This window comes from Burkholderia sp. S171, from assembly GCF_009766085.1.
GTDB lineage: Bacteria > Pseudomonadota > Gammaproteobacteria > Burkholderiales > Burkholderiaceae > Caballeronia.
In genome coordinates this window covers 152,187-152,695 of the sequence record NZ_LMUF01000056.1, presented here as the reverse complement: position 1 = coordinate 152,695, position 509 = coordinate 152,187, and the positions used below count along the sequence as shown (strand labels likewise).

Annotated in this window: 1 protein-coding gene; it reads left to right on the top strand. The window is 58.0% G+C overall.

Annotated elements, in window-relative coordinates; translation table 11 throughout:
* Nucleotides 1–476 (top strand): integrase core domain-containing protein (locus GSQ93_RS32375; RefSeq protein WP_216857712.1); only part of this gene is annotated, 476 nt, incomplete at its 5' end.
* Nucleotides 477–509 lie beyond the last annotated feature (33 nt).

The window sequence follows — 509 nt, the reverse complement described above, 5'->3', positions numbered from 1 at the left end:
AAGGCACGGTGGGTCGTCCGCTCGTGCTGCATTCGGACAACGGCAGTGCGATGAAGGGAGCGCTGATGCGCGCAACCATGACCCAATTGAGAGTTGAATCGTCGTTCAGCCGGCCACGGGTGAGTAACGACAACGCGTACGCCGAGGCGCTGTTCCGCACGGCCAAGTACTGTCCGATGTGGCCCGAACGCCCGTTTGACACGTTAGATGAGGCGCGCACCTGGGTGCACAAGTTTGTGGCCTGGTACAACGATGAGCATTGTCACAGCGGGTTGAAATACGTGACACCAAGCCAGCGCCACAGCGGACAAGCAGAGGAGTTGCTGAGCAAACGACGGGTTGTGTATGAGCAAGCCAAGGCAAAGAATCCGACGCGCTGGTCAGGCGACACGCGCAACTGGCAACTCGCAGGCTCGGTCTATTTAAATCCCGAAAGAACCGAGGAATCAGGTACTCGATACACAGAAGCTGCGTAGCGGTGCACGCGACAACTACCTTGACATACACCG